Genomic DNA, 23,734 nt, shown 5'->3' with positions numbered 1-23,734 from the left:
GAGAGCCACATGACGTCTCTGACGAACCAACGCCCGTCCCGCGATGCCAAGATTAAGCCGCTCGGCGAGCTAGCCGAGCGGTTATCCCGAGAGATGGCTGGGGAGGTGCTGTTTGATCGGGCAACGCGGGGGCGCTACTCAACCGACGCCTCTATTTATCAAGTGACCCCGGTTGGCGTGGTCATCCCACGCCATCAGGAAGATTTGAAAATTGCCCTGGATATTGCCCGTGATGCCAAGGTGCCGATTTTGGCCCGGGGCGCGGGCACTAGCCAGTGTGGCCAAACCGTCGGCGAAGCGCTGGTGATCGACACCACCCGTTGGCTTAACCAAGTGGTGGAGTTTGACGCCGAGGCGCGCACCGTGGTGGTCGAACCAGGCGTCGTGCTGGATCACCTCAACGCCTGGCTCAAACCTTACGGGCTCTGGTATCCAGTAGACGTTTCTACCAGCGCCCAGTGCACCATCGGCGGTATGGCAGGCAATAACTCCTGCGGGTCGCGGTCGATCTTCTACGGCAATATGGTGCATAACGTGCTGGGCGTGGAAGCGCTATTGGCTGACGGCAGCGCGGCGAGTTTTGGTTTCGTTGACAGCTTCGCGGAAGGCTCGCGGGAGCAGCGCCTTGCCCAGCAGGTGAGAGCGATTGCGGAGCGTGTGGGCCCGGAAATTCGCGATCACTTCCCCAAAGTGCTGCGTCGTGTGGGTGGCTACAATCTGGATCTGTTCGACTGCCAGAACCCGATGCCCTACGACCCTGACAGTCGCGCCAACCTGGCCCACCTGCTGGTGGGCTCGGAAGGCACACTAGGGGTAAGCCAGCGTATTAAACTCAGGCTTTCACCGCTGCCCGAGCAGAAGGTGCTGGGCGTGGTGAATTTCCCGACCTTTTATCAGGCGATGGATTTTACTCAGCATATCGTCAAGCTTGGCCCCACGGCGGTCGAGCTGGTTGATCGCACCATGATTGAGCTGTCGCTAGAGAACCCAGCGTTCCGCCCGGTCATTGAGAAGGCGCTGATTGGCAAACCTGAAGCCATTTTGCTGGTGGAGTTTGCCGGTCACGACCACGCAACACAGCTTGAAGCGCTGCGTGGGCTTAATGAATTGATGGGCGATCTAGGCCTACCAGGCAGCGTAGTGGATATGCCCGAAGCGGCAGAGCAGAAAGCGCTTTGGAATGTACGCAAGGCCGGACTCAATATCATGATGAGCATGAAGGGCGACGGCAAACCGGTCTCCTTTATTGAAGATTGCGCGGTGCCGCTTGAACACTTGGCCGAATACACCGATAAGCTCACCGAGGTGTTCAACCGCTACGGCACTGAAGGCACCTGGTACGCCCACGCAGGCGTCGGCACGCTACACGTAAGGCCAATTCTCGATATGCGCCGCGACGGCGCAGAGAAAATGCGCGAAATCGCCGAGCTAGCCTCCGCGCTAGTGCGCGAATATAAAGGCGCCTACTCCGGCGAGCATGGCGACGGAATTTGCCGTGGCGAGTGGGTGGCGTGGCAGTTTGGCGAAACGGTCAACAATGCCTTCCGCGAAATTAAGCAGCTGTTTGATCCTGAAAATCTGTTCAACCCCGGCAAAATCGTCGATACCCCCAAAATGGATGACGAGCGCTATTTTCGTTTTCCCAAGTCCTACACCACTATTCCGCTTACCCCGGTATTCGATTGGTCCGCCTGGAATGTGAAGCGCGACCCATTAACGGGCGAGCAAACCCCTCCAGGTACCGGCGGTGATGCGACCCATGGCTTGGCCATGGCGGTAGAGATGTGCAACAACAACGGCCACTGCCGCAAGTTTGATGCAGGCACCATGTGTCCGAGTTTCCGTGTGACTAAAGATGAGCAGCACCTGACAAGGGGGCGCGCTAACACCTTGCGTTTAGTGCTCTCCGGGCAGCTAGGTGATGAAGGGCTGGCCAGCGACGATGTCAAAGAAGCGTTGGATCTCTGTGTCTCGTGCAAGGGCTGCAAGCGGGACTGCCCCACGGGCGTTGATATGGCCAAATTCAAGATAGAGGCGCGCACCGCTCGCGCCCGTGTCAAAGGCTTATCACTGCGTGATCGGATGGTCGGCGAAATGCCGCGCTATGCGCCCTGGGCCAGTAAGTTTTCTGTCCTGGTAAATGGCGTTGAGCGAGTGCCGTTTCTGGCTAAGCAGATCAAGCAGGCGTTAAAGCTGGCGCCCCAACGCTCGCTGCCGGTATTTAACGGTAATTTCCTCGCCAGTGCCGAAGCATCTCGCCAGCCAGTCACCTCTGAGCGGGAAGTGCTGCTGTTCGTGGATACCTTCAACAACTATATGGAAGGTGCCAACGCCAAAGCGGCCAAGCGGGTGCTGGAAGCGGCGGGCTACCGTGTACACCTCAACGTGACCAAGGGGCAGCGGCCACTCTGCTGTGGGCGTACTTACCTCTCTTCCGGTCAGTTTGATAAAGCCAAGGCTGAGGCCCAGCGCACGCTTGAACACCTGATGCCGTTTGTAGAGCGCGGCGTGGCGATTGTAGGCCTGGAACCCTCTTGCTTACTCAGTATGCGCGATGAATTCCTGCAGTACGGCTTTGGTGAGGAGGCGAAAGCGTTGTCGTCCTCGGCTTATCTGTTTGAGGAGTTTCTGGTCAAGGCGCGTGCCGAGAATCAGCTTCCCCTCGAACTTAAGCCGCTGAACTACGAACGTGCGATGCTGCATGGTCATTGCCATCAAAAAGCCTTCGATGCGCTGCGCCCCGTTGAGCAGGTACTGGGCTGGATTCCTGACCTCACCGTCGAAACTATCGAGTCCTCCTGCTGCGGCATGGCGGGTAGCTTCGGCTATGAAGCGGAGCACTACGACGCCTCGCTGAAAATGGCGGAGCTATCATTATTGCCTGCTATCCGTAAGGCGGATGCAGACGTCGTAGTGGTGGCCGATGGCACCAGCTGTCGCCATCAGATTCACGATGGAAGTGGCCGCGAAGCGATTCACGTTGCTCGATTGCTGGAACAAGCGCTAGCCTGAAGGCGGAACACCAATAACAACCCAGGAGGTTAACGTGGCACTTTATCAATACGGCGAGCATCGCCCAGAGGTTCACGACGACGTTTACATCGCCGATACGGCGGATGTGATCGGCCAGGTGACGTTAAAGGCGCGCTCAAGCGTTTGGTATCAAGCCGTGTTGCGCGGTGATACCGACCACCTTGAGGTGGGCGAAGAGAGCAATATTCAGGATGGCGCCGTGCTCCACGCTGACCCAGGCTTTCCGCTTAAGGTAGGTAAAGGCGTAACGGTGGGGCACCAGGCGATGCTGCATGGCTGCACCATCGGTGACGGCTGCCTGATCGGTATCCAGGCGGTCGTGCTCAATGGTGCGGTGATTGGGGAGAATAGCTTGGTGGGTGCCGGTGCATTTATTAAGGAAGGCGCAGTATTTCCGCCCAACTCGCTAATCGTCGGCTCGCCGGCCAAGGTAGTGCGGGAGCTTTCCGAAGAAGTCGTGGCGGGACTGAAGAAGAACGCTCAAAGCTATGTTGAACGCGGCAAACTCCATAGCCAGCAGCTAAAACGTATCGATTGACGTAAAAACCGCTGTGCTAAATAGCAAACCCCCAGGCCTTGACCTGGGGGTTTGCGTTTCTAGCGTTGTTATTACCGCCAGAGCTACTTCACGGTCACATTAACGGATCTGTTACGCCAATCACGTAGAACGCAACCAGCGCGATGATGCCGGTAAAGATGAGGTAGTAGATGGTGGGCAGAATCGTCTTACGGATCGTAGCCCCTTCGCGGCCTAACAACCCGACCGTTGCCGATGCTGCGACCACGTTATGGATGGCGATCATATTACCCGCCGCCGCACCTACTGCCTGCAGCGCTACCATCATGGCCGTGGAAAGCCCCAGGGTTTCAGCAACGCTGAACTGGAATTCCGCCAGCATTAGGTTGGATACCGTGTTGGAGCCTGCAATGAAGGCGCCCATCGCGCCGACTGCTGGGGCAAAGAAGGGATATATGCCGCCCACGCTATCGGCCACTGCTTGGGCCATCATCACCGGCATCGAGACAAGGTCTGCACCGTTAACACCGGAGTTGATCAAGATACGCACCATCGGCACGGTAAAGATCAACACGAAGCCGGCACCAAAAATCGTTTTGGTCGATTCAGACACCGCTGCGCTCATCTTTTGCGGGTTCATACGGTGAAGGAAGTAAGTGACGATGACCACAGCAATAATAATACCGCCCGGCAGGTAGAGCGGCTGAACGCCACCGCTTACGCCCGCTTCGCCAAGGATATTGCTCCAGCTGAGGTTGATTGAGGTCAGAGCGTTACGCAGAGGCTCGATGGTGCGTGAGGCCACCAAAAACAGTGCCAGCAGTACGTAGGGTACCCAGCCTTTGAAGGTAGACATCGGCGCTTTGCCTACAACGTCATCAAGCTTGATCTGTAGGTTACCGATCCACTCATCAGGCCAAGAAGAGGACTCAGGGAAGTCCCAGGTATCTTTTGGCATCAAGAAGCCACGTTTGGCAGCGGGTACGACAATTGCCAAGCCCACCATGGCACCGATCATTGAAGGGAACTCAGGGCCCAGCAGCACGCCTACCAGCATGTAAGGCACTACGAAGCAGATACCGGTAAAGATGGCGAAGGGGGTAATCGACAGCCCCTCTTTCCAGGAGCGGTTGGCACCGAAGAAGCGCACCATCACGGTAACCAGAATCAGCGGCATTAAAATGCCCACGATACCGTGAGTAATCGCCACTTCGCTGGTGACTAGCTGGAAGAAGACGTCCCAGCTAGAGCCTACCGAGTCGAGTTCGGCGCTAATACCTGCGCGATCCAAGCCGCTACCGACCCCGACCACAATGGGCGTACCCACAGCACCAAACGAGACCGGTGTTGATTGAATCATCATGCCCACGACCACTGCCGCAAGCGCCGGGAAGCCGAGAGCAACCATCAGTGGTGCGGCAACCGCGGCTGGCGTACCGAAGCCTGAAGCCCCTTCGATAAAGCAGCCGAACAGCCAAGCAACAATCAACGCCTGTACGCGGCGGTCAGGGCTAATATCTGAAAAGCCGTTACGGATAGCGGTAATGCCGCCGGAGTGCTTAAGGGTGTTAAGCAGCAAGATGGCGCCAAAGATAATCCACAAAAGACCCGCTGTTTGAATAAGGCCTTGAATGGTCGATGCCGCTACGCGGCTAAAGGACATATCCCAAGCGGTTAAGCCAATAATGGCAGCGGTCAGGAAAACAATAGGCATCGCTATCTTGGCTGGTATTTTAAACCCTATGAGCAAAATACCGGCCAGCAACAGCGGCAGAAAGGCCAGAAGTGCAAGAATCGTATCGTTCATGGAAGGAACTGCCCCTTGTTATTGATTTGGTATGCTCCGCAATAACCGTCTGGCTGTTGTGGTGCCAGTCGGGTGTAGGTGAAAGATACGTTTAGGCTAACCATATGACTACATTGGAAAATTGGTCTTACCAGTTTGGCGCGTGTTTAAAATATCGATTTATACTGCACTTTTTTTCATAGCTTATTGTTTTAAAAAAAATTTTTCGAAATCAAGCCGACACTATTGCAAGCGCTGCCATTAGACTAATAGACAGTGCCTAGCCGCGCCTCTTGCACGGTTAGTTTCTTGAGCTCATTGTTTAACTACGCAGAGTTCATAAAAGTGGTTTTCTAACCACTTTTTACCAACAGTTTTTTCTGCACCCAATGTCACGAACTAGAAGGCGGTAGTAATGGCACTTAAACTCTATGATCTGTGCGGCCGGGACGAACGGCTACGCTTCTCACCTTTCTGCTGGCGAGTGCGTATGGCGCTTGCGCATAAAGGGCTGGAATTCACCACCGTGGCATGGCGATTCCTCGATAAAAAAGCGTTGGAGTTTGCCGACTACGACAAAGTGCCAGTGCTGTGCGACGGCGAGCAGGTTGTCACCGACAGCTTCGAGATCATGCGCTATCTGGATAAGGCGTATCCCGAAGCACCCGTGCTGGGCGAGGGCGTTAGTTATCAGCGGGTATTACTGTTCAAATGCTTCGTTGAGCGCAGTGTAAATCCAGCGCTATTCCGCATTATTGCCATGGATTTATTCGCGGCAGTACACCCAGACGACCGGGGCTATTTCCGCGAAACCCGTGAAGCGCGGTTTGGCTGCACGCTGGAAGAGTTCCACCAGCCTGAACAGGGTAAGCAGCAGCTTAAACAGGTGCTGGCACCGGTGCGTGATTTGCTGCGTGACAGTCGCTTTTTAGACGGCGATTCCCCAAGCGGCTCAGATTACTTGCTGTTTGGCAGTATGATGTGGGCTCACGTCGTATCGACCCAGGCAGTGGTAGAGCCTGGCGACCCGGTGGATGAGTGGTTTAAACGCATGCTCAGCGTACACGACGGGGCTGCCAGCAATGCCCTGTCCGTGCGCGATATATAGCGCCAGCTGCGCTATATACCTAACTGTGGCGGTACACTGATGTACCGCCTGTTGTATTTAGAAAGCTTGATAGGCTCTTCGCGAGTGAATCAACGTTTTCATCAAGGAGATGGCAATGATTGACCTGTATTACTGGACAACCCCTAACGGCCATAAAATCTCCATTATGCTCGAAGAAGCCAATCTGGCGTACCGGGTGAAGCCGGTTAACATTGGCCGGGGCGAGCAGTTTGACCCTGAGTTTCTCTCTATTGCCCCCAATAACCGTATCCCGGCCATTGTCGATCACTCCCCGCAGGATGGCGGCCAGCCGCTGTCGATGTTCGAGTCGGGAGCGATCCTGGAGTACTTGGCCGATAAGAGTGGCCTCTTTCTGCCTTCCGCAGGCCGCGAACGCTATATTGCGTTGCAGTGGCTGCACTGGCAAATGGGTGGTTTAGGCCCAATGGCAGGCCAAAACCACCACTTTTGCCACTTTGCGCCGCAAAAGATTGAGTACGCCATTGAGCGCTACGTGCGTGAAACCAATCGGCTTTACAGTGTGTTGGACCAGCGTCTGGCGCATCACACTTATGTGGGTGGCGATGACTATTCGATTGCCGATATGGCGATCTATCCCTGGATAGTTCCTTGGGAGAAGCAGCGTCAAACGTTAGAAGAATTTCCAGATCTAGAGCGCTGGTTTGAGATGGTCAAAGCCCGCCCAGCCGTACGGAGAGCTTACGCATTGGTCGAAGATGTTAATCCTCAGGCGGGTGTAGAAATGGACGAACAGGCGCGTAAGCATTTGTTCGGTAACCGCTAGTAGCAGGCTGCTTTCAGCCTTTCTGGCTACCTGGGAGTGAGCATGTGCAGCATGAGTAAAAATCATATTGCGCTGCACAAAAAGCACTGCTAGCTTTAGAGATAGCAGAGGCAAAAGCCCGGCTAAGAACCGCCTAATCAAGGCGCGTTTATGTGCTAGCTCACTTTGGAGGTATTAAGATGAATAAAACTACTGATAAAACCACGCAACAGTTGGAATCCGTTTTCATTTCACCGATGCGTTTCTACACGCTGACAGCGATTGATTACTATGATCAGTTGGTTAGCGCTCAGTTGGATGCCGCCCGTGCCTACTCGGATATGGCGATTTCGCAAGCGCGCACCTGGCTTGATGTAAAAGATGCAGACAGCTTCAAAAAGGCCATGGAGAGCCAGCAGAAAACGGCTGGCGAGTTTATGGAGCGAGTGAAGGGCGACACTGAAAAAGTGACTTCAATCGGCCAAAGCTTTGCTCAAGACAGCCAAAAAATGGCAGAAGAAACTTCTAAGAAAGCGGTAGAGACTGCCAAGCAGTGATCTAACCCGAACCACCGCTTAAAGATGCCGTGCCCAAAGGGTGCGGCATTTTTGTTTTCGTTTGCCCGTCATCATATGATTAACGGTTTTGATAATCCGCTTCGTCCTTCGCCAGTTTGGCGCGCCTATCAGGCTTGCCCGGTAGGATGGCATCCAACAATAAAGCGGCGAGTGCAGCAGGTACTAGACCTGACTTAAGCAGCAGCCCCATTTGCCCCGGCATGGTTTCTGAAATCGCCTCGACGGCTGGCAGGCCGATGCCTAGGCTTAATGAGACGGCGATTATCAGCATATTTCGCTGATCCAGCTCGCACTCTTTGATAATTTTAAGACCCGCCGATGCGATCATGCCGACGCCCGCACCGCCAAGTACCGCAGGCGGCATAGCAGCGACTAGTCCCCCCAGCTTGGGAAATAGCCCCATCGCAATTAACAGCAGCCCACCGATGGTGACCACGTGGCGACTCACCACGCCGGTTAAGGTAATCAGACCGACATTCTGGGCATAAGCGGTATTGGGCAGGGTATTGAAAACCGCTGCAAATGAAGTGGCCATGCCATCGGCCATCACGCCGCCAGAGAGCTCACGGTCTTTCGCCGGGCGGCCCGCTCCCGTGGTCGTAATCGCAGAGATATTGCCAATCGTTTCTAGCCCGACCACAAACATAATCAGCGTCATGCCGATGATTGCGGTGCCTGAAAACGTCATGCCATATTCCAACGGCTTGGGTAATGCAAACCAGGCGGCGTTGCTAAGGGAAGTAAAATCGACTTTTCCAAGGGCAATGGCCACTGCGTAGCCAGCCACTAAGCCAAACAGAATGGAGGACGCTTTAATAAAACCTCGCCCATATTGATGAACGGCAATCGTCACGCTGAGTACAAAGAGCGCCAGCAGTAAATTGCCAGGTGATGCGAAGTCATCCGCGCCAATCCCGCCCGCGGCATAATTGAGGCCTACCGGCATCAATGTAATACCGATCAATAGCACCACAATGCCGGTGACTACTGGAGAGAACCAATGGCGAATCTTCTTTAAAAATGCCCCGAGCACAATTTGCAGCAACCCTGCCACGAATGAGGCGCCCAGAACGGCAGGCAGTCCAAACGCCTTAGCCAGCGGCAGCGCCACCGGTAAAAAGCCAAAGCTGGTGCCCTGCACAATCGGCAGCCGCGCCCCAAACGGGCCGATACCGATAGTTTGTACCAGCGTAGATACCCCAGCGACAAACAGTGCTACCTGTATTAAAAAGATCTGCTCCGCCGGAGTAGCGCCGATCACCCCGGCAATAATAATCGGCGGTGTAACGTTGCCAGCGAACATGGCCATGATGTGCTGTAGGCCTAGGGGGATCGCTTTTGACAGCGGCGGCATCGCATCCGGGTTTTGATTAATGGTACGCGAAGGCCGCGTTTTGGCATCGGGCGGAGAGGACATAAAGAGCCTTTATTCGCAGTGGGTGGCATTTTTTTCTTCTTGCATCCATTAACTAATAAAAGTGTATACAAGAAATAAATGCAATAGCCCGTTTGGCGAATGGTCTTCAACGCGGATGATTTATTGTTCGGCGCGGGCTCTTAAACGAAAACGGGCAATGCGAATAATTTGCTCAATGGCCGTTTGCCGTTCGGTGGCCGCATCGTTGTTCAGGCGTTCTTCGAAGGCGGCTAATATGGCATGGCGATCCAGCCCTTTAACGGCAATGACAAACGGGAAACCAAACTTCTCCTTATACGCCGCGTTAAGCGTCTCAAAGCGCGCAAACTCCTCGGGGCTGCACTGATCGAGCCCGGCGCCTGCTTGTTCGCTAGTTGAGTCTTGGGTTAATTCACCTGCCATAGCGGCTTTGCCTGCCAGGTCAGGGTGCGCCTGAATCACCTTAATTTGCTGGTCGCTGCTTGCTTGCTGCAACATAAGCCCCATAAGCTCGGCCAATGCGTCGGGATTATCATGGGCTTCAGTAAGGCCTTGCTGCCAAGCGGCTTCGGCCACCCAGGGCGAATGCTCATAAACATCCCCATAGTGATGGGTAAGCATTTCAAGGCTGCACTTGCTAGGCGCGGGTGAAAGCAGTAGCGGGTGAGATGTAGGCATTGGCACTCTCCAAAACGGATAATATTAAAGCGACCATTGTTCAAATGTGCTGGAATGGAATTACTGTATACAATAAATATCAGTAACGGTACTCTTTGACCAATAGGTCAAACAACGTTATCAATAATCAACAAGGAGCGGCTATGGGACGTTTAACCACCCACGTACTGGATACCGCCAAAGGCCAGCCCGGTCAGGGAATTACTATTGAAGTGTTTTGCCTTGCAGGCAGCGAGCGCCAGCATCTAAAGACTGTGATTACTAATAGTGACGGACGCTGCGATGCGCCCATTTTAGAGGGTGATGCACTCACGCCAGGCGAGTACGAACTGGTGTTCCATGCCGGTGACTACCTGCGTGCCCAAGGCGTTGAAGCTGCAGAGCCACGCTTTTTAGACGTTATTCCGCTGCGCTTTGGCGTCGCTGATGCCAGCCAGCACTACCATGTGCCGCTGCTTCTCTCGCCCTATGGCTACTCAACTTACCGCGGTAGCTGATAAGGGACTTCCGTTATGCAAGCGTATCTAATCGATTTTGTTAATTTGCTGCTGCGCTGGCTGCATGTGATTGCCGCTATCGCCTGGATTGGCGAGTCGATCTACTTTGTAATGCTGGATAATAGCCTGCGCGCACCGAAAGCTTCAGAGGATCGCGAGAAGGGCGTCTTTGGTGAAATGTGGTCGGTTCACGGCGGTGGTTTTTACCACAACCAAAAGTACGCCACCGCGCCTGCCAAGCTCCCCAATGATCTTCACTGGTCATTTTGGAAAGCCTATACCACCTGGCTCTCCGGCTTTGCGCTGTTTGTTATTCTCTACATGGTCAATCCTGGCTTCTACTTGGTAAACCCCAATAGCCCCTGGGAGTGGGCCGCCAACATGACGGGTTGGCAGGCTAACTTACTCGCGCTGGCATTTTTGCTGGGCGGCTGGGTGGTTTATAACGAGCTGTGTAAGCGCATTAGTCCCAATATGGATCGCGACGGTCTGCTTAGCGTCGCGGTTGCCGTGATGATGGTGGTCGTTGCCTACCTAAGCACGCAAATGTTTACCGGCCGCGCCGCATTCCTACTCACCGGTGCGGTGATGGCGACAGCGATGTCGGCGAACGTCTTCTTCTGGATTATCCCCGGCCAGCGCCGGATGGTAAAAGCCATGAAAGCAGGCGATGCCCCCAATCCTCTAGATGGCAAACGCGGCAAGCAGCGCTCGGTACATAACACCTACTTCACGCTGCCGGTCGTGTTGTTGATGGTGAGCAATCACTACTCATTTATCTACTCCCACGAGCTTGCCTGGGTCGTGATGGTGCTGTTTATCTTTGCCGGTGCCTTGATCCGTCAATTCTTTGTGTTGATGCATGAAGGCAAAACCCAGCCCGCGTATCCCGCCTTTGGGGTAGGGCTTATTCTGTTAGCCTTTTGGGTGGCCGCACCGAGTGCTTCATCACCGAGCGGTGATGCTGGCGCGCAAGGGCCGGATCAAGCACAAATCACTGGCTTGATCGAGCAGCACTGTGTTCAGTGTCACGCGCGCAACCCAGAACACGCCGGTTTTTCAGCGCCGCCTGCCGGGTTTGCCTTTGACAGCTGGGATGAAATCCTTGGCCAAAAGGCACAGATTCAGCAGGTTGTGGCCAGCCGCTATATGCCGTTAGGCAATATGACCAACATGAGCGATGAAGAGCGCGATATCATTGCTGCTTGGGAGTAATGATCAGAGAGGCTAGCTATGAGTGATGCGCAGGCGCCGGAAAAACGGCGCGCTCCTGCTAAAGAAACGAAAAATAGCAAAGAGGGCGATGAGCGCCACGACGCCATTTACCGCGCCGTTAGCGATGCCATTGTCGAGCAGCGCTTAAAGCCCGGCGCACGGCTGCGCGAGGATGCGCTGGCGGATGTTTTCGGCATTAGCCGCACCGGTATTCGTAAAATTCTCCAGCGCCTGTCGCTGGAGCAGTTAGTCACCCTAACCCCTCGCCGTGGCGCCAGCGTTACCCGGCCCACCGCCGATGAAGCCAAAGACGTATTCGATGCCCGCCAGTTAATCGAGTGCGGGTTAATGCCCGACGTAGCCCGGCGCATGGGTGAAAAAGAAGCAGCGGAGCTGCGCGAAATGGCCCGCCAGGAGCGTCAAGCGCTGCGCAGCGGCCAGCAAAGCGTGGCCATTCGGCTATCGGCTGACTTCCATGTGCGTTTAGCACAGTTGTCGGGCAACGCCACCCTGGCAGAGTTTGTCGAACGGCTCTGCTCGCGTTCTTCGCTAATTCTGGCTGTCTACGGTCATCCCGGCCACTTGGGCTGCGAATCCCACGACCACGACGACTTGATCGGCTATCTGGAAGCAGGCAACTGCGAGCGGGCAAAAGCTTTTATGAGCCGTCACTTGAAAGCGATTGAAGCCTCCCTCTCCATGGTTGAAGAGGAAGATAATGTGCCGGATTTGCAGCAGATATTTGGGGGGTAGGGGCGCAGGCCTTAAGCTGCAGCTTGTTGGTTGATATCAGGTAGCCGCTATTTCACTAAACCAGCGACCAAAGCCACCTGCTCACACGGAATACATCATATGCTAGACACACTATAAACAGTGCTACACCAAACCATAAGGCAAATTGAATAACTGCACCCCGTAACGGTCTTTTAGAACTTGCGCCAATGTCATCTTCAATTGCTTCCGACTCTGCTGGTCGGCGAAGGCTGTAAAGCTGATCACTATATTTTATAGTTTCTTCGTGCGTAGCCACTCGGACGGTGCCTTCGGAAGCCTTCTGTGCTTGCTTGTGCTGATCAATTTCAAGACGGAGCTTTACGTTCTCTAAGCGGGCCTTCTGAAGGGTGCGGAACTGAATTAAAAAGCCAACTATTCCAGCTGTTGGGGTAGCTATAGCTACGGCGACTAACCAAAGTTCAGGCACTAACACTTCTCCATTAAATAGCTTATTAATGCGCAGTATCTTCTTTGCTCATTTCTTCAAATTAGCCATATACACAAGAAGGTTCTTAAGATTATTTTTTAATGCTTTTGTTAAAAAGTTCCAAAAAATATAAGCACGCTCTCCGCTGACACTAACAGAAAAATAGGCATTGTAGATCGAACACCCCTCATGTCGCTGAGATTTAATATCGTAAAGTGCATTACCCCCTAATGGCCATAGGTTGCTCCTGACAGGTTCCCCAATTACGGAGTTGGCTAGGCACATAAAAAGCGCCATCGGCTCGGTGCCGATGGCGCGTACAAGTGGCCTAAACCATCAACTAAGGCTAAAACATCTCAATTGATTTTCTGTTCAGCATACGGAGGTTCTGCCTTAAACTGCCGCATCAAACCATAGTAGAACAGCCCACCCAAGCCTGCGCCGATCATCCAGCCAAAGCCGCCAAGGGCTGAAAGTGCGGGTACTAACACGGTAGAAAGCGAGAACAGCGCCGCCACACCAAAGGCGAGAAGGGCGCGGGTGTTCCATCCGTTTACGTAGTAGTAGGCGCTGCCCGGCGCTGACGAGAACAGCTCCTGCATATTCAAGTGCTGAAGCTTAATCAGGTAGTAATCGACTACGATAATGCCGTAGAAGGGCGCCACGACAGCCCCTAGCGCATTCACAAAGCCGGGAACACCAATCTGGCTGATGACTGAGAGCCATAGTGCGCCGACGAAGAAAGCGATTACCGCGGTAATCAGGCCGCCCATTTTAAAGCTGATTTTGCTGGGAAACAGGTTGGCCAGGTCGTAGGCGGGCGGAATGAAGTTGGCGACCAGGTTGATGCCGACTGTAGCGGCAAAGAAGGTCAGCGCAGCGACAATCGTCAGGGGCAGGGAGTCTACCCGTTCAACGATATCGGCGGGGTTGGTTAGCGCTTCGCCAAACAGCACCAGTGTGCCTGCGGTAATAATCAGCGCGATAAACGAGAAGAACGCCACGTTCAGCGGCAGGCCCAACAGGTTGCCAAGTTTCATCTGGCGTTCGGTTTTCACAAAGCGGGTGAAATCGCCGAAGTTGATCACCACCGCTGCGAAGTACGCCACCATGGTGCCGACGATCGCCATAAAGGCCGCGATCGAACGACCGCTGGTTTCACTGCCACCGCTGAAAATGGTGCCAATGGCTGGGATCAGCTCGCTGCCCGCCTGGAACCAGACAATGATCATGAGCACCAACATAACCACGTAGACCAGCGGGCCCGCCCAGTTCAGGAAGTGCTTAATGCGCTCAATGCCTTGCCAGAAAATTGCGATTTGAAACAGCCACACAATCACGAACGACACCCAGGCCACGCCGGAAAGCCCCAGGAAGGTACTGCCATTTCCTGCGCCAAAAAATGCCGTAATCAGCAGAGTGACGGCGGTGGAGGCGAAGTAGGTCTGCACGCCGTACCAAAAGATCCCCACGATGGCGCGCAGCATCGCGGGTAGGTTCGCGCCGCGTACCCCCATGCTGGCGCGCACCATCACTGGGAAGGGGATGCCGTATTTAACGCTGGGCTTACCGGTGAGGTTGACCAGAAACATCACGATTACGCCCGCCAGAATAATCGCCGCCATCACCGCCCAGCCGTTTAGGCCGTAGGTTAAAAACAGCGAGGCGGCGAGGGTGTAACCAAACAGGCTCTGGATATCGTTAGACCAAACGTTAAATATCTCAAAGGCGCCCCAGTTACGATCCTGGGGTTTGAGCGGTGCTAGATCCTCGTTATACAGTGTCGGATCAATGTGCTTAATATCTAGGTCACTAACGTCGTTACTCTCTTTCATCGTATTGGCTCTTCGGTTGGCAAATGGAGTTACTGACTAAAGCGCTGGCAGGGAGCCCAGTACTTCATGAGTAGGTAGTAGGTAACACCGGCGGGGATCAGGCTGGCGTACCACGAGATCGCCGAGAAAGAGAGCGCCGCCAAAATGCCCACCGCCGTGGCGATGAAAGCGGCCAGATTAATACCCTGGTAAGGCCCGTTGACGTCATACAGTTTGTCGATATCCAGCGTGCGGCGGCGAATTACATAATAATCGACCACCAGGATGGCGAAGATGGGGCCTAAAAAGGCGGAATAGGTCTGCACAAATAGCTGTAGGCCCGCCGCAGAGCCCGGCTGCACCAGTTTCCAGGGGAAAGTGGCGAAGGCCAGCAAGCCAACGATGACGGTGGCGATCGAGAACTTGATCTTAAACACGTCCATCAACACATAGGTGGGCGGTACCACGTTGTTGAGGACGTTGGTGGTGACCTGGGCAAAGGCGATGAACAGAAGGGTCGTCATCAGCAGCGGGGTGTTGTCCACCGCGTTGGCAAACACCTGGATGGGGTCGGCGGTGCCGGTGGCTTGCGAGACCATATAGCCGATCAAGCCCATAAACAGCGTGCAGGGCAGAATCGACATGGCGTAGATGGTGGTCAGCAGGCTCTGGGCCGTGCCCTTTTTATGCTCGCGTGAGTAGTCGCTGACGTTGAGCATCATGGTGCTGTAGATACCCAGGAACAGCATGGTCGCGCCCCAGAACGGCATGCCCCAGGAGCCTTCCATGGTCAGCAGGCTGGCAGAAAGCTCATCGCCATAGCGCTGCACCGTGGCGTAGAACATATACACCAGCGAGGCGAGGATAAAGGCGCTGCCGATATTCTCTAACCACTTGATGCCCTGAAAGCCCATCACCGACAGGCCGATTTGCAGAAACTGGAAGGTAATAAAGTAGAAGATCAGGTTGTCGAAACCGAACAGGGTGGCCGACACCATATTGAGTGCCCCGGCGCCAATCCAGCTTTGAAAGCCGTACCACACTACCGCTGGCACTGCGCGTACCAAGCCCGGTAAGCGCGTGCCCGTAAAGCCGAACGCGCTGCGCGCTTGCACCATAAACGGAATGCCGTACTTGTAGCCTGCGGCCCCGTTAATGGCGAGTGCTATCCCGATCACAAAGCAGCCGATGGCAATCGCCAGGGTGGCTTGTAACAGGTTCAGGGTGCCGACCACGCTTGAGCCCATGGCAAAGGTACCGATGGAAACGCAGCCGCCGAACCACGCCAGAAAATAGGAGCCGCGCCCCATGATTCGGGTGTGTTGAGGGGCCAGGCTTTCTGCCCCGAGTGCTTTTGATCCAGCATCGGATCGTTCTTCTGACGCAAGAGCCGAGGTTGAAGCGCTCATGTTGTCGTCCTCGCAAGATTATCGGTTTTTATTGGCAGCTTGGGCATTTTGTATACTCAAGCGACGCTTGCGGCGTGGCGTGCTAATGGACGTACTGGTTTTTAAAATTCTTTTAATCAATTGTTATTAAATAATTTTCAGTCGTTATTATTTTTAGGGCTTTATGACTTAACCGGTAAGGCAAGATCAGAAAACCCGGAAAACTTACCGGTGAAGGCTTTTGGCCGTGGATAGTCAAGATCTCCATGCTTACTGGTATGCAGCCCTAAACTGACCAGCGATTCCGCCAGTTTAAGCGCTGCGGTGACACCTTCTACTACCGGCAGGCCCACTTCGCGGCTGATCTCTTGGGTCAAATTCGCCATACCGCCGCAGCCTAAAACGATGGCGCCAATGCCGTCTTCATCCCTTGCGCGGCAGCACTCTTCCACAATGCGGGTAAACGCCACTTCAGGATGATGCTCAAGATCAAGCACCGGGATTTCAGCGGCACGAATGCGACGGCAGTGGTGGCTAAAGCCGTACTGTTGAAGCAGATGCTCAGCGATAATGCCGGTGCGGCCCAGGGTCGTGACGATGGAAAAGCGAGTGCTTACCAGCGTGGCAAGATGAAAGGCCGCTTCGGCGATGCCAATCACCGGCGCGCGACTTAGCTCCCGTGCGGCTAGCAAGCCGGGGTCGCCAAAACAGGCCACTATATAGGCATCGATGTCACCTTCGCGCTCGCCCTTAAGAACTTCTTCGGCCACCCCAACCGCACTGATTACTTCGTCGAAATGGCTCTCGATTGAAACCGGGCCAGCATCCGGCTGTGAAGCGCTCACCGTGGTGCCAGGGCCCGCATGCTGCTGCGCTGCCTGGTGAATAGCAGCGGTCATGGAGGCCGTGGTGTTGGGGTTAATAATGCGTATATGCACGATAGATATTCCGTGTGTAAACAATATGGCATTTCTTGTATACAAAAATAGGGCGGTTTTTTAAGTGACGCAAGGGGCTATTAAGCAATTGGCAACAAAAAAGCGGCTGGAAAAACTTGACCATTTGTTCAGGATTCAATGGCTTAACGACTTTTAAACTGAGAAACGCTATTAGCGTCAGGGGATTAGCGCTCGACCGCGTTGCGGTGGGTTATGAATGTCGCTATTTTGTATACAAATAATTTTCTGTATTACTGGACTGCTTATTTGCCAGTGATCTGCCAGGGTTTGTATGAATCAAGGAGCTACCTATGTTGTCATCCTCTAAGGGCCACTATCCCCGCGATTTGATTGGTTACGGGCGCAACCCGCCCCACGCCAACTGGCCAAATAAAGCGAAAATTGCCGTTCAGTTTGTACTCAATTACGAGGAGGGCGGTGAAAATAGCGTGCTGCATGGCGATACAGTCTCCGAGCAGTTCCTGTCGGAAATCATCGGCGCACCGGCTTATCCAGATCGCCACTTGAGCATGGAGTCGATCTACGAGTACGGCTCCCGCGCTGGGGTATGGCGCATTCTGCGTGAATTTGAGAAGCGTGATTTGCCGCTCACGGTGTTTGGCGTAGCCATGGCGCTGGAGCGTAACCCGGATGTCGCCCTGGCATTTAAAGAGCTGGGCCACGAGATTGCCTGCCACGGCTACCGCTGGATTCACTATCAGGAAGTGCCCGAGCACGTTGAGCGGGAGCATCTACAGCAGGCCATGGAGATTTTTCTGCGCCTCTACGGTGAAAAACCCCAAGGCTGGTACACCGGCCGCGATAGCCCCAATACCCGGCGGTTAGTGCTGGACGAGGGCGGTTTCCTTTACGATAGCGACTACTACGGCGACGACTTGCCTTTCTGGACCCAAGTGACCGATAGTCAGGGCGGTGACCACAACCACTTGATTGTGCCCTATACGCTGGACAGCAACGATATGCGTTTTGCCGCGCCACAAGGTTTTAATACTGCGGATCACTTCTTTACCTACCTGCGCGATGCCTTTGATGTACTTTACGCAGAAGGGGAGGAGGCGCCCAAAATGCTCTCGGTGGGCATGCATTGTCGTTTATTGGGCCGCCCTGGGCGTTTTCGCGCCCTGCAGCGCTTTTTGGATTACATCGAAACCCACGACCTCGTTTGGGTGGCCCGCCGGGTTGATATCGCACGCCACTGGGCGGAACACCACCCGGCGCCAACGCGTTGAAAGGCACAAAGATGAATAAAGCTACTTACTATGCCCCCACCGGTGGGCATCCACCGCAAACACAAATTACCGCTGATCGCGCTGTATTTACCGAAGCCTATGCGCTGATTCCCAAAGGCGTGATGCGCGATATCGTCACTAGCAATCTACCGTTTTGGGAAGGCACTCGGCTATGGGTGCTCGCGCGGCCGCTGTCGGGGTTTGCCGAGACGTTCTCCCAGTACATTATGGAAGTCCAACCCCAGGGTGGTAGTGATAAACCTGAGCCAGACCTTCAGGCAGAAGGCGTGCTGTTTATTGTGGAGGGTGAGTTAACGCTTTCTTTATCGGGCGAGCGCCACACTATGCAGCCCGGCGGCTATGTGTTTATTCCCCCTGGCAGTTCGTGGCAGGTACGCAACGAATCTAACGTGCCGGTACGTTTCCACTGGGTACGCAAGGCCTATGAGTTTGTAGAAGGACTCGAGGTGCCAAAAGCGTTTGTGACCAACGAGCAGGACATTGCACCTATCGAAATGCCGGGCACCGAAGGTCGCTGGGCCACTACGCGCTTTGTCGATCCTGCGGACGTCCGCCACGATATGCACGTCAATATTGTGACCTTTCAGCCCGGCGGCGTGATCCCCTTTGATGAAACCCATGTCATGGAGCACGGCCTTTACGTGCTTGAAGGCAAAGCCGTTTATCACTTGAATCAAAATTGGGTAGAGGTAGAAGCCGGGGACTTCATGTGGCTACGCGCTTTCTGCCCCCAGGCCTGCTACGCCGCAGGCCCAGGGCCATTTAGGTATCTGCTGTATAAAGATGTTAATCGCCACGCTTCTCTTAAACTGTCGTCACGCTAAGGAGTCGTCATGTTGACACTAAAAGCCAAGCCGCTAACGGCTGAAGCCTTCGCTCCTTTTGGCGATGTGATGGATGCTCGTAACTCCGAATCGTTTCCCATCAACGCAGGGCGTACCCAGCGTCACCATGATCTGGCCAAGGTAGAAACCTTGGGTGAAAACGCCCATACGCTGATCAATATCTTCGTGAGCCAGCCGATTACATTACCGCTGGAGCTAACGTTTCTGGAGCGTCACCCCCAGGGCAGTCAGGCCTTTATGCCGCTTCATCAGGAGCGTTTTATTGTGGTGGTGGCGCCGCCCGGTGAGCACATCAACCCTGACGATGTGCACGCCTTTATTACCGATGGCCGCCAAGGTGTGAACTACCGCGCGGGTACCTGGCATGCCATTCAGTCGGTGCTGGAACGAGAAGGCGAATTTTTAGTGGTGGATCGGGGCGGTGATGGCGATAACTGCGATGAGTTTCCCCTGGCGATCACCGTGACGTTGAAGTAATCCGCGCTGGATGTGTTGCACTGCTGTCATATCGCACGCGTTAAACTGATAAGCTAGGGTGACGAAATAAGGTCACTCTAACGAGTCACTACACGTTAATTCGCATGGTTGGAACATAATGAACGCACTGCACTTCTCCTCGATCCGTCGTACCAAAATTGTCGCCACTCTTGGGCCTGCCAGCGACCGGGAAGGCGTATTGGAAGCCATGCTCAAGGCAGGTGTCGATGTGGTGCGTCTTAATTTCTCCCATGGCACCGCGGATGATCACCGCCGCCGGTTAAACGAAGTGCGCGAAATCGCCGCCACGCTAGGTCGCAGCGTAGCGGTTTTGGGCGATCTGCAAGGTCCGAAAATTCGTATTGCGCGGTTTAGGGATGGCGCCGTGGTACTCAAAGAGGGCCAGCCGTTTATTCTCGATATGGAGCTCGATGGCGATGCGGGTGATGTACATCAAGTAGGCTGCGACTACAAAACCTTGTCGCAAGACGTCACCGCCGGTGACCGCCTGCTTTTAGATGACGGCCGCTTGGTGCTTGACGTGGCCCGCGTTGAAGGCCAACAGGTGCATACCACGGTGGTCGTGGGTGGCAAGCTCTCCAACCATAAGGGCATCAACAAGCAGGGCGGCGGGCTCTCCGCTCCGGCATTGACCGAAAAAGATAAGGAAGACCTAAAAACCGCCGTTGAAATTGGCGTCGACTACTTAGCCATTTCCTTCCCCCGTCATGCGGAAGACATGCTCGAAGCACGCCGTTTATTGGGCGAGGCTGGCAAGGAAATTGGCCTGGTGGCAAAGGTCGAACGCGCAGAAGCGGTCGCTGATGACGCTACCCTGGATGGTATTATCGAAGCTTCTGAAGCGGTCATGGTGGCGCGGGGCGATCTAGGCGTAGAAATTGGCGATGCCAAGCTGGTGGGCGTTCAGAAACGCATGATCAAGCGCGCCCGCTCGCTCAACCGTGCCGTCATTACTGCCACACAGATGATGGAAAGCATGATTTCAGCGCCGCTACCTACGCGTGCCGAAGTCTTTGACGTGGCCAACGCGGTGCTGGATGGCAGCGATGCGGTCATGCTCTCGGCCGAAACCGCCGCGGGTGACTATCCGCTGGAAACCGTGGAAGCCATGTCACGCGTTTGCCTGGGCGCTGAACGGGAAAAAACGGCTCAGGAGTCTGGCCACCGCATTCATGAGGGCTTTACCCGCCCTGACGAAACCATCGCGCTCTCCGCCATGTACGCGGCCAACCATATGACAGGCATTACCGCGATTGCCTGTATGACCTCGTCGGGCTATACGCCATTGATTGCGTCGCGCATTCGTTCCGGCCTGCCGATTGTTGGCTTAGCACATAATCCTATCGCCCAGCGCCGCATGGCACTCTACCGCGGTGTTGTTTCGCTGCCGTTCGATACCTCCGAAATGAGCGCCACCGAGCTGAACGACCGTGCCTTGGAACTGCTGGTGAAGACCGGTATCTCCAAAGCCGGTGATCACGTGATCCTGACTCGCGGCGACCATATGAATGCTCATGGCGGTACCAATACCATGAAGGTCATGGAGATTACTGACGAGCATGCTAAAAGCTAAATGGGTGCATGGGCTACTGCTCGCCTGCTTGATGTTGATCGGCGCTCCCGCACAGGCGGGAGCGCCTATCGTAGCAGCCGCTTCTGATCTCCAGTTTGCGCTGACCGAGGCCGCTGAACAGTTTCGCGAAGAAACCGGCCATACCCTGCGGTTGAATTTTGGCTCTTCGGGTAACTTCCGTCGCCAAATTGCCCAGGGCGCTCCTTTCGAGCTCTATCTTTCCGCTGATGAACGCTACGTTCAGGCGCTTTATGAGGAGGGCTACACACAAGATGAGGGCGTGATTTACGCCATTGGTCGTTTAGTGTGGCTGCAACGCAGCGGGCACGATAATTTGCCTAGTGAGGATACCCCGCTAGCGGCGGTGCAAAGCGCGCTGGAAGCGCAAGCAAGCGGCACTACTGAACGCATCGTCCTGGCGAATCCTGAGCACGCGCCTTATGGCGTGGCGGCACAACAGGCGCTGGGGCACGCCGGGCTTTGGGAGCAAACCGAGCCGCTGCTGGTGCTGGGTGAAAACGTCTCCCAGGCGGCGCAGTTTGCGCTTTCTGACGATGCCCGCGGTGGTCTGGTGGCTTACTCCTTGGCGCTTGCACCCGCTTTAAATGAGCGAAGTGAGTACGTACTCATCCCAGAGGCTTGGCATGAACCGCTTCGTCAACGGATGGTATTGACGAACCAGGCTGGAGATGTCGCCACTGCCTTCTACCAGTGGCTGCAAGAGGAAGAGGGGCAATCCATTTTGCGTACCTATGGTTTTAACGACGAATAATGGCTTTAGTGTCGAATAATGGATGACTCTTAATGGATTGGTCCGCGCTCTCGGTCTCGCTTCGCCTCGCTGGGTTTACCTGCTTGATTCTTATCCCCTTTGCTATTTGGTTAGGCCGCTCCCTGGCCTACATGCGTTTCCGGGGCAAAGGACTATGCGAAGCGCTGATTGCACTACCGCTGGTATTGCCGCCGACCGTACTGGGCTTTTATCTGCTGTTGAGCTTTGGCCGCGATGCGCCGGTGGGCTCGCTTTGGGCAAACATAACCGGCAGCGGGCTGAATTTCACTTTCACGGGCATATTGCTGGCCTCCCTGATCGCCAATCTGCCGTTTGCCGTGCAGCCCATTCAGCGCGCCTTTGAGAACGTTCCCCACAACCTGCGGGAAGCGGCCTGGAGCAGCGGGTTGAGCCCCTGGCAGACGCTGCTACGCATCGAGTTGCCGCTGGTGTGGCCAGGGATCATGTCAGCGGCAGCGCTAACGTTTGCCCATACGCTGGGCGAATTTGGCGTCATCTTAATGGTGGGGGGCGCTATCGACGGCGAAACCCGCACCCTTGCCATTGCTATCTATGATCGCGTCCAAGCCTTCGATGAACAGGGCGCTGCACAGATGTCGGCGCTGTTGCTGTTGGTGTCGTTTATTACCTTGGGGCTTGTCTATGGACTGGCTGGGCGCAGACGGTGGGCACGTGGCTGATTCGCGCAACACCGGGCCGATCGAAGGGCTAGGCGTGGCGGTCCACCAAACGGGGCCGATTCCACTGGCCGCCGAGTTTTTTTGCCAACCCGGCGAACTGCTGGCGCTGGTGGGGCCGTCGGGTAGCGGAAAAACCACGCTGCTGCGTACCATTGCCGGGCTCTATCGTCCCCAGGGCGGGCGAGTGGAGTGCGCGGGAGAGGTTTGGTTTGACGCCGAACGTAAGCATTCACTCTCGCCCCAGCATAGACAGGTCGGCATAGTGTTTCAGGACTATGCGCTATTTCCCCACCTAACCGCCTCGCAAAATATTCAACTCCCACTGCGCCACTTGCCCCAGCCGCAACGCCATGAACAGGCGGAGCAGTGGCTAGCCAAGGTGCGCCTAGACGGGTTGGGCAAGCGCTATCCTAATGCACTTTCAGGTGGCCAGCGCCAGCGCGTAGCGCTAGCCCGTGCCTTGGCCCGCGACCCCAAAGTGCTGTTACTCGATGAGCCGTTTTCAGCAGTGGATCAAGTTACTCGGCGGCGGTTACAGCGCGAGCTGGCGCTGCTACGCCAGCAGATCGAGATTCCCATTGTACTGGTCACTCACGATCTGGAAGAAGCTGCCGCACTTGCCGACCAAATCTGTGTTCTGCATAACGGTGCAAGCTTGCAGCAAGCCGCTCCCGAGGCGCTGTTTAGACACCCCGCATCGCCCCTGATTGCTCGCTTGTTAGACAGGCACAATCTGTTTGAAGGAACCGTTGTCGAGGTAGAGGGGCAGCGCCGCCTGCAGTGGGGGAAAGCTGACTTGGAAGTCGCCGAAGGACTTGCCAATCTGCCACTGGGAGAAACAGTGGCCTGGTATCTGCCACCGTCTGACATTGTGCTTCACCGCCGCGACCGGCCTTCGCAAGGCGAACGTGAGAACCCGCTGGCTGCCACGGTTGAAGAGTTAGTGGTGCTTGGGGGCATTACGTCAGTTTCACTGCGCGTCAATCATGGTGATATGTTACGTTTCGATATCGCCACCCATGCCGCACGGCGTAACCAGTTAACCCGCGGTGCAGTGGTGAACGTTTCGTTGCTGGCGGCAGGCATTCATCTGATGCCAGGCCACAGAGTTCGCGCAGATGCGCATGACAAAAGGAAGTAA

The 23,734-nt window shown here is 55.0% G+C and carries 22 protein-coding genes; 15 read left to right on the top strand and 7 right to left on the bottom strand.

Annotated features, from left to right (window positions below; genetic code table 11):
* Positions 1-9: 9 nt before the first annotated feature.
* Together QHL1GM_RS08745 and QHL1GM_RS08740 are read left to right on the top strand one after the other, a co-directional pair.
* Entirely contained in the window at positions 10-3,012 is a 3,003-nt protein-coding gene (locus tag QHL1GM_RS08745; protein WP_071694132.1) for an FAD-binding and (Fe-S)-binding domain-containing protein, read from the top strand.
* A gap of 34 nt (positions 3,013-3,046) precedes the next feature.
* Complete coding sequence (locus QHL1GM_RS08740; protein WP_071694131.1) at positions 3,047-3,571, top strand: gamma carbonic anhydrase family protein; 525 nt, start codon at positions 3,047-3,049, stop codon at positions 3,569-3,571.
* 94 nt (positions 3,572-3,665) lie between these two features.
* Here QHL1GM_RS08740 and QHL1GM_RS08735 read toward each other — a convergent pair whose 3' ends face one another.
* Entirely contained in the window at positions 3,666-5,357 is a 1,692-nt protein-coding gene (locus QHL1GM_RS08735) for an L-lactate permease (RefSeq protein WP_071694130.1), read from the bottom strand.
* Between the two features lie 394 nt (positions 5,358-5,751).
* Between QHL1GM_RS08735 and QHL1GM_RS08730 the strand changes: the two genes are divergently transcribed.
* The 3 genes from QHL1GM_RS08730 (at position 5,752) to QHL1GM_RS08720 (ending at position 7,785) form a co-directional block, all read left to right on the top strand.
* Positions 5,752-6,444, top strand: a complete 693-nt coding sequence (locus QHL1GM_RS08730) for a glutathione S-transferase family protein (protein ID WP_071694129.1) — start codon at positions 5,752-5,754, stop codon at positions 6,442-6,444.
* A 115-nt stretch (positions 6,445-6,559) separates the two neighbouring features.
* Positions 6,560-7,249, top strand: coding sequence for a glutathione binding-like protein (locus tag QHL1GM_RS08725; protein ID WP_071694128.1), 690 nt, complete (start codon positions 6,560-6,562; stop codon positions 7,247-7,249).
* A gap of 179 nt (positions 7,250-7,428) precedes the next feature.
* Positions 7,429-7,785 carry a phasin family protein gene (locus QHL1GM_RS08720; protein ID WP_071694127.1) on the top strand — a complete coding sequence of 119 codons (357 nt, stop codon included), beginning with the start codon at positions 7,429-7,431 and terminating at the stop codon, positions 7,783-7,785.
* A gap of 79 nt (positions 7,786-7,864) precedes the next feature.
* On the opposite strand, the gene QHL1GM_RS08715 is transcribed toward QHL1GM_RS08720, so the two are convergent.
* Entirely contained in the window at positions 7,865-9,223 is a 1,359-nt protein-coding gene (locus QHL1GM_RS08715) for a uracil-xanthine permease family protein (RefSeq protein WP_071694126.1), read from the bottom strand.
* A gap of 120 nt (positions 9,224-9,343) precedes the next feature.
* Positions 9,344-9,880: a 2-oxo-4-hydroxy-4-carboxy-5-ureidoimidazoline decarboxylase gene (uraD, locus tag QHL1GM_RS08710; protein ID WP_071694125.1), complete on the bottom strand. Its 537-nt coding sequence runs from the start codon at positions 9,878-9,880 to the stop codon at positions 9,344-9,346.
* Positions 9,881-10,023: 143 nt separating this feature from the next.
* On the opposite strand from uraD, the gene uraH reads away from it, so the two are divergent.
* Genes uraH through QHL1GM_RS08695 form a run of 3 tightly spaced genes read left to right on the top strand, consistent with a single transcriptional unit; the run spans position 10,024 to position 12,345 of the window.
* Positions 10,024-10,377 (top strand): hydroxyisourate hydrolase, encoded by a 354-nt coding sequence (gene uraH, locus QHL1GM_RS08705; protein ID WP_071694124.1) that lies wholly within the window; start codon positions 10,024-10,026, stop codon positions 10,375-10,377.
* A gap of 15 nt (positions 10,378-10,392) precedes the next feature.
* The gene (locus QHL1GM_RS08700; protein WP_071694123.1) at positions 10,393-11,592 is read left to right on the top strand and encodes a urate hydroxylase PuuD; all 1,200 of its coding nucleotides are present in this window, start codon (positions 10,393-10,395) and stop codon (positions 11,590-11,592) included.
* Between the two features lie 18 nt (positions 11,593-11,610).
* Positions 11,611-12,345: a GntR family transcriptional regulator gene (locus tag QHL1GM_RS08695; RefSeq protein WP_071694122.1), complete on the top strand. Its 735-nt coding sequence runs from the start codon at positions 11,611-11,613 to the stop codon at positions 12,343-12,345.
* 55 nt (positions 12,346-12,400) lie between these two features.
* Here the strand turns inward: QHL1GM_RS08695 and QHL1GM_RS08690 are convergent, their stop codons facing one another.
* The 4 genes from QHL1GM_RS08690 to QHL1GM_RS08675 all read right to left on the bottom strand — a co-directional run bounded on the left by QHL1GM_RS08690 (position 12,401) and on the right by QHL1GM_RS08675 (position 16,933).
* Positions 12,401-12,793, bottom strand: a complete 393-nt coding sequence (locus tag QHL1GM_RS08690; protein WP_071694121.1) for a hypothetical protein — start codon at positions 12,791-12,793, stop codon at positions 12,401-12,403.
* A 356-nt stretch (positions 12,794-13,149) separates the two neighbouring features.
* Complete coding sequence (locus QHL1GM_RS08685; RefSeq protein ID WP_071694120.1) at positions 13,150-14,628, bottom strand: NCS1 family nucleobase:cation symporter-1; 1,479 nt, start codon at positions 14,626-14,628, stop codon at positions 13,150-13,152.
* A gap of 29 nt (positions 14,629-14,657) precedes the next feature.
* Entirely contained in the window at positions 14,658-16,016 is a 1,359-nt protein-coding gene (locus tag QHL1GM_RS08680) for an NCS1 family transporter (RefSeq protein ID WP_071694119.1), read from the bottom strand.
* A gap of 161 nt (positions 16,017-16,177) precedes the next feature.
* Positions 16,178-16,933 carry an aspartate/glutamate racemase family protein gene (locus QHL1GM_RS08675; RefSeq protein ID WP_071694118.1) on the bottom strand — a complete coding sequence of 252 codons (756 nt, stop codon included), beginning with the start codon at positions 16,931-16,933 and terminating at the stop codon, positions 16,178-16,180.
* 311 nt (positions 16,934-17,244) lie between these two features.
* Between QHL1GM_RS08675 and puuE the strand changes: the two genes are divergently transcribed.
* The 7 genes from puuE (at position 17,245) to QHL1GM_RS08640 (ending at position 23,734) form a co-directional block, all read left to right on the top strand.
* Complete coding sequence (gene puuE / locus QHL1GM_RS08670; RefSeq protein WP_071694117.1) at positions 17,245-18,183, top strand: allantoinase PuuE; 939 nt, start codon at positions 17,245-17,247, stop codon at positions 18,181-18,183.
* A gap of 11 nt (positions 18,184-18,194) precedes the next feature.
* Positions 18,195-19,028: a bifunctional allantoicase/(S)-ureidoglycine aminohydrolase gene (locus tag QHL1GM_RS08665; protein ID WP_071694116.1), complete on the top strand. Its 834-nt coding sequence runs from the start codon at positions 18,195-18,197 to the stop codon at positions 19,026-19,028.
* Positions 19,029-19,037: 9 nt separating this feature from the next.
* A complete protein-coding gene (locus QHL1GM_RS08660) occupies positions 19,038-19,526 on the top strand; it encodes an ureidoglycolate lyase (RefSeq protein WP_071694115.1) in 489 nt (162 codons plus the stop codon).
* 118 nt (positions 19,527-19,644) lie between these two features.
* Positions 19,645-21,120: a pyruvate kinase gene (gene pyk / locus QHL1GM_RS08655; protein ID WP_071694114.1), complete on the top strand. Its 1,476-nt coding sequence runs from the start codon at positions 19,645-19,647 to the stop codon at positions 21,118-21,120.
* Complete coding sequence (gene modA, locus QHL1GM_RS08650; RefSeq protein WP_071694113.1) at positions 21,107-21,892, top strand: molybdate ABC transporter substrate-binding protein; 786 nt, start codon at positions 21,107-21,109, stop codon at positions 21,890-21,892. The genes pyk and modA overlap by 14 nt, the downstream gene beginning before the upstream one ends.
* Before the next feature lie 32 nt (positions 21,893-21,924).
* A complete protein-coding gene (gene modB, locus QHL1GM_RS08645; protein WP_071694112.1) occupies positions 21,925-22,593 on the top strand; it encodes a molybdate ABC transporter permease subunit in 669 nt (222 codons plus the stop codon).
* Positions 22,556-23,734 carry an ABC transporter ATP-binding protein gene (locus tag QHL1GM_RS08640; protein ID WP_071694111.1) on the top strand — a complete coding sequence of 393 codons (1,179 nt, stop codon included), beginning with the start codon at positions 22,556-22,558 and terminating at the stop codon, positions 23,732-23,734. The genes modB and QHL1GM_RS08640 overlap by 38 nt, the downstream gene beginning before the upstream one ends.

The organism is Halomonas sp. QHL1, assembly GCF_001882345.1.
Lineage (GTDB): Bacteria > Pseudomonadota > Gammaproteobacteria > Pseudomonadales > Halomonadaceae > Vreelandella.
The sequence above is the reverse complement of the archived record's forward strand: the minus strand, read 5'-3'. Positions and strand labels throughout refer to the sequence as shown.